At 67.4% G+C, this 5359-nt stretch carries 4 protein-coding genes; 2 read left to right on the forward strand and 2 right to left on the reverse strand.

All coding sequences use genetic code 11. The features are described from left to right. On the forward strand, positions 1–1277 hold a 1277-nt coding region (locus VF649_RS02770), incomplete at its 5' end, for an acetate--CoA ligase (RefSeq protein ID WP_331010433.1). Between the two features lie 58 nt (positions 1278–1335). On the opposite strand, the gene VF649_RS02775 is transcribed toward VF649_RS02770, so the two are convergent. Both VF649_RS02775 and VF649_RS02780 read right to left on the reverse strand, forming a co-directional pair. Continuing rightward, the gene (locus VF649_RS02775; protein WP_331010434.1) at positions 1336–2814 is read right to left on the reverse strand and encodes an MFS transporter; all 1479 of its coding nucleotides are present in this window, start codon (positions 2812–2814) and stop codon (positions 1336–1338) included. Between the two features lie 12 nt (positions 2815–2826). Continuing rightward, positions 2827–3858 (reverse strand): LacI family DNA-binding transcriptional regulator, encoded by a 1032-nt coding sequence (locus tag VF649_RS02780; RefSeq protein WP_331010435.1) that lies wholly within the window; start codon positions 3856–3858, stop codon positions 2827–2829. 235 nt (positions 3859–4093) lie between these two features. On the opposite strand from VF649_RS02780, the gene VF649_RS02785 reads away from it, so the two are divergent. Continuing rightward, a partial coding sequence (locus VF649_RS02785) for a TonB-dependent receptor plug domain-containing protein (RefSeq protein WP_331010436.1) occupies positions 4094–5359 on the forward strand: 1266 nt, incomplete at its 3' end.

The following is a 5359-nucleotide window of genomic DNA, read 5'->3' on the forward strand; positions in this document are numbered from 1 at the left end:
TGAAGGGCGGCCGCGACATCAGCTACTCCGCTATTCGCGACACGCTCGCGACAGAGTGCGAGCCGGAAGTGATGAGCGCGGAAGACCCGCTCTTCATCCTCTACACCTCGGGCTCAACCGGAAAGCCCAAGGGCGTGCTGCACAGTTCGGGCGGCTATCTCGTCTGGGCGTCGATGACGCACCACTATGTCTTCGATTACCGCCCTGGCGACGTCTATTGGTGCGCGGCCGATGTCGGCTGGGTCACCGGCCACACCTATGTCGTCTATGGTGCGCTCGCCAACGGCGCCACTACGCTGATGTTCGAAGGCGTCCCCAACTATCCCGATTTCAGCCGCTTCTGGCAGGTGGTGGACCGGCACCAGGTGAGCATCTTCTATGCCGCCCCCACCGCGCTGCGCGCGCTGATGCGCGAAGGCGACGACTGGGTCCACCGGACCGACCGCAGCTCGCTGCGCCTGCTCGGGACCGTCGGCGAACCGATCAATCCGGAAGCGTGGAACTGGTATCACCGCGTCGTCGGCGGTGGGCGCTGCCCGATCATGGACACCTGGTGGCAGACCGAAACCGGCGGCGCCATGATCGCGCCGCTGCCCGGCGCCACCGCGCTCAAACCCGGTTCGGCGACGAAGCCGCTGTTCGGCGTGCTGCCGCAACTGGTCGACGCCGATGGCGGCGTGCTCGACGGCGCGGCGGAGGGCAATCTGGTCATCGCCGATAGCTGGCCGGGTCAGGCGCGCACGCTCTGGGGCGACCATGACCGCTTCTTCCAGACCTATTTCACGACCTATCCCGGCAAATATTTCACCGGCGACGGCTGCCGCCGCGATGCCGACGGCTATTACTGGATCACCGGGCGCGTCGATGACGTCATCAACGTCTCCGGCCACCGCATGGGCACGGCGGAGATCGAATCCGCGCTCGTCCTGCATCCCCAGGTCGCGGAAGCCGCGGTCGTCGGTTTCCCGCATGATCTGAAGGGCCAGGGCATCTACGCCTATGTCACGCTGAACCAGGGGGTTGCCGGCGACGATGCACTGCGCAGGACACTGATCGCCTGGGTCCGCCAGGAAATCGGGCCGATCGCCACGCCGGACGCGATCCAGTTCGCGCCCGCTCTGCCCAAGACCCGGTCCGGCAAGATCATGCGCCGCATCCTGCGCAAGATCGCGGAGGGCGACATCGGTTCACTGGGCGACGTCTCCACCCTGGCCGATCCCGCCGTGGTCGACGATCTCACCGCCAACCGCATCGATCACGGCGCGCCGGTCGCCTGATCGCCGGCCGTGTGCGCCCGCGCATCCGGGCGCACACGGTTGCGGTCGGCGGCCCGCGCTACGCCGCGCGCGGCAACCGCATCATCATGCCCGCCGCCAGCAGCATCACCGCCGCCGCAATCGCCATCGCCCACACCGGATCGCCGGGAAAGAAGGCCCGCGCCACCTGCCCCATCGCCGCCGATACGATCAGCTGCGGCAACACGATGAAGATATTGAACAATCCCATATACACGCCCAGCTTGGCCGGCGGCAGCGCGCCCGACAGCATGGCATAGGGCATCGTCAGGATCGACGACCACGCGATCCCGATCAGCACCATCGCGCCCAACAGCAGATACGCATCACGCACCAGCAGGAACGCCGCAAATCCCGCCGCCCCCGCAACCAGCCCCAGGATATGGGTGTCGCGCCGCCCGATCCGTGCCGCCAGCCGCGGCAACACGAACGCCCACAGCGTCGCCACGCCGTTATAGACGGCAAACAGCACGCCGACCCAGTTGGCGCCGTCATTATAGGCCGCGCCGCTGGTATCGGTCGCGCCGAATACACGCTGCGTCACGATCGGCGTGGTGTAGATCCACATGATGAACAGCGCGGACCAGGTGCAGAATTGTACCAGCGCCAGCTTGCGCATCGTCGCCGGCATGTCGGCCAGGTCCGCGATGATCTGCGGCAGGACGCTGTCGGTCCGGCCTCGCGCCACCATCGCGGCACTGGCGAGGTGCGCCACACCGAACCCGATCAGCCCGAACCCGAGCAGATAGACCGGACGATCCAGCCCGAACCGCGCCACACCCGCCACCACGATCGCGCCCGCCGCGATCCACAACGGCGCCTGCCGTCCGCCGGCCGTCACCGCGCGCCGCACGGGCGCGGCCTCCACGCCGTCCGCGTCGAACGCCGCCAGTTCGGCCGGGGGATATTCCCGCGTGGTCGCAACCGTCCACAGCACCGCGATCAGCAACGCCGCGCCGCCGATATAGAAACCATAGCGGACCGACGCCGGGATCATGCCCGCCGCAGCCACATTCTCCACGCCGAAGCCATCCGTCAGGATCAGCGGCGCCAGGCTGCCGACCACCGCCCCCGCGCCGATGAACGCGGTTTGGAACGCATAGCCCGCGGTCCGCTGCGACCGGTTCAGCATGTCGCCGACGAACGCGCGGAACGGTTCCATCGCGACGTTCAACGATCCGTCCAGCAACCACAGCAGTACCGCCGCAACCCAGAGGATCGGGGCGTTCGGCATCGCGATCAGCGCCAGCGTCGCCAGCACCGCCCCCGCCAGGAAATAGGGCCGCCGCCGCCCCAGCGGTCCCCATGTCCGGTCGCTATAATGGCCGATCACCGGCTGAACGATCAGGCCGGTCAGCGGCGCCGCGATCCACAGCAACGGCAGGTCGTCGATCGACGTGCCCAGGGACTGGAAGATCCGGCTGACATTCGCGTTCTGCAACGCGAACCCGATCTGGATCCCGAAGAAGCCGAACGAGATGTTCCACAGGCTGCGAAAGCCCTGTCTGGGTTTGTCCATCGATGGTCCTTGCTAGGGCTGCGGAGTGCCGGATGATCGCCGGACGACCAGGTGCGTGGGCAGGACCCGGCTGTCGACCGGTTCGCCCCGTACCCGCGCCAGCAGCATGTCGACCAGCCGGCGCCCGGCCACGCCGACGTCCTGCGCCACCGTCGTCAGCGGCGGATTAGCCAGGCCCGCCGCCGGAATATCGTCGAACCCTACCAGCGCGATCGCGTCCGGCACGGTCAGCCCCGCTTCGGCCAGTACGCGCATCGCGGCCAGCGCGATCATGTCGCTGGCGGCCACGATCGCGTCGAATGCCACCCCGCGGGCCAGCAATTGCCGTGCGGCCCGGGTGCCGTCCTCCTCGGTCGAAATCGCATCGACCTGCAACCGCGGATCGACGGTCAGCCCGGCGTCCGACAGCGCTTCGGCATAGCCGCGATGCCGGTCCTGGAACTCGGGATAATGATGCGTCGCATCGCCCAGGAACGCGATCCGCGTCCGCCCGTGCGCGATCAGGTGACGGGTCGCGGCATGCCCGCCGGCCACATTGTCGCACCCCACGGTCAGCCCGGGCTGCCCCGCGCGTACCGATCCCCAGCGCACGAAATGCGTTCCCTGCGCCACCAGCTGATCCAGCCGCGCGCGATAGGCGGCATAATCGCCATAGCCCAGCAGGATCACGCCGTCCGCGCGGTGGCTATCCTCATAATCGACATGCCAGTCGCTCGACATCTGCTGGAACGATATCAGCAGGTCATATCCCTCCGCCGCGCACGCCGACATGATCGATCCCAACATGCCCAGGAAGAACGGGTTGACCACCGTGTCGTCGGGCGACGGATCACGGAACAGCAGCAGCGCCAGCGTGCGGGTCTGCCCGCTGCGCAGGTTCGATGCCGCGCGGTCCACCGTGTAATGCAGCTGGTGCGCGATCGCCTCGATCCGCTTGCGGGTCGCCATGCTGACCGTCGGGCTGCCGCGCAGCGCGCGAGACACCGTCGGCTGCGACACGCCGGCCAGTTGCGCGATATCGAAGGAGGTCGGCTTGCGCTGCATGATGTCCGGCCCTCCTCCCCACCGTCTGACGCGGCACCGGGAGGACACCCTATTCCCCGCGGCACGTCAACGCCCATCGCTGCGCCGGCTGTGTCCATGGCGGCACACGCGCCGCTCTGCCCGCTGAATACGTATGCGCTTTGCTTGGCTTTGGCGGTCGCGAAATCCATTGCGGCCACATCGTCATGTCCCGACACGCTCGAAGAAGCGCGGGACGAAACAGAGGGGAATTGAAATGCGCCTGCCCGTCCGATCGCCATCCGCCCGCCGCACCGCGTTCGCGCTCCACGCCAGCGCCGGCGCGCTTGCCGCCGCGCTGCTGCTCGCCGGCACCGCCCAGGCGCAGGACGCCGCGGGCGATGCCGCCACCCCTGCTGTGGACGAAGGCTCGGAAGTCATCGTCACCGGCTTCCGCTCCAGCCTGCGCAACGCGATCCAGGTGAAGCGCAACCTCGATGTCGTCGCGGAGATCGTCTCGGCGGAGGATATCGGCCGCCTGCCCGACGTCTCGATCGCGGAATCGCTGGCCCGTCTGCCCGGCGTCACCTCGCAACGCACCGGCGGCCAGGCATCGGCCATCAACATCCGCGGCCTCAGCCAGGATCTCGTATCCGCCACGCTCAACGGCCGGGAACAGGTCGCGACCTCCGGCAACCGCGTGATCGAATTCGATCAATATCCGTCCGAACTCGTCAACCAGGCGGCGGTCTACAAATCGCCGAAGGCGTCGCAGATCGAAGGCGGCGTCGCCGGCAAGGTCGAACTCAGCACCGCCCGCCCGCTCAGCATTCCCGGCACGACGCTGGTCAGCGTCAATGTCCGCGGGGTCTTCAACGATCGCGCGGAACAGAATCCGGATGCCGACCGCTTCGGCTATCGCGCCAGCGCCTCGTTCCAGACCAAGCTCTTGGACGATACGCTCGGCCTCGCCATCGGCTATGCGCGGCTGCGCCAGGCGAACGTCGCCACCCGCTTCGTCGGCTATGACTATACCGCGACCGGCGCGAACGGCAGCCCGGCCGCCCGCGATCTGGACAGGAACGGCGTGGCCGACGCGATCGGCTATGGCTTCGAAGCGGTGCAGGCCGGCGGCAACGAAACCCGCGACGGCGTACTGGGCAGCATCCAGTATGAGCCGACCGACACGTTCCGTGTCCTGGTCGACGGCTATTATTCGCGGTTCAAGTCCGACGTCTATCGCCGCGGCATCCGCATCGAAAATCTGCAGCAGACCAGCAGCAGCCTGACCAATCCGACCGTCGTCAACAATGCCATTGTCGGCGGCACGGTTTCGGGCATCCGCACGCGCACCGTGCAACAGGATGAGAACCGGCTCGACCGGCTCTACACGCTTGGTGGCAATGTCCAGAAGGATGTCGGACCGGTCACCTTCACCGTCGACGGCTCCTATTCGCGCGCGTCCAGCTTCTTCAACAATTCGGGCCTGGACGATAACGGGACCACCACCGCCAACCCGACCACCGCAACCTACCTGCTCGAT

Origin of the sequence: Sphingomonas sp. (assembly GCF_036387535.1) — a bacterium.
Taxonomy (GTDB): domain Bacteria; phylum Pseudomonadota; class Alphaproteobacteria; order Sphingomonadales; family Sphingomonadaceae; genus Sphingomonas_R.

What these genes read in the sequence shown, in the direction of transcription:
- VF649_RS02775 (WP_331010434.1), bottom strand. Translation starts at nt 2,814, where the DNA reads ATGGACAAACCCAGACAGGGCTTTCGCAGCCTGTGGAACATCTCGTTC.
- VF649_RS02780 (WP_331010435.1), bottom strand. Translation starts at nt 3,858, where the DNA reads ATGCAGCGCAAGCCGACCTCCTTCGATATCGCGCAACTGGCCGGCGTG.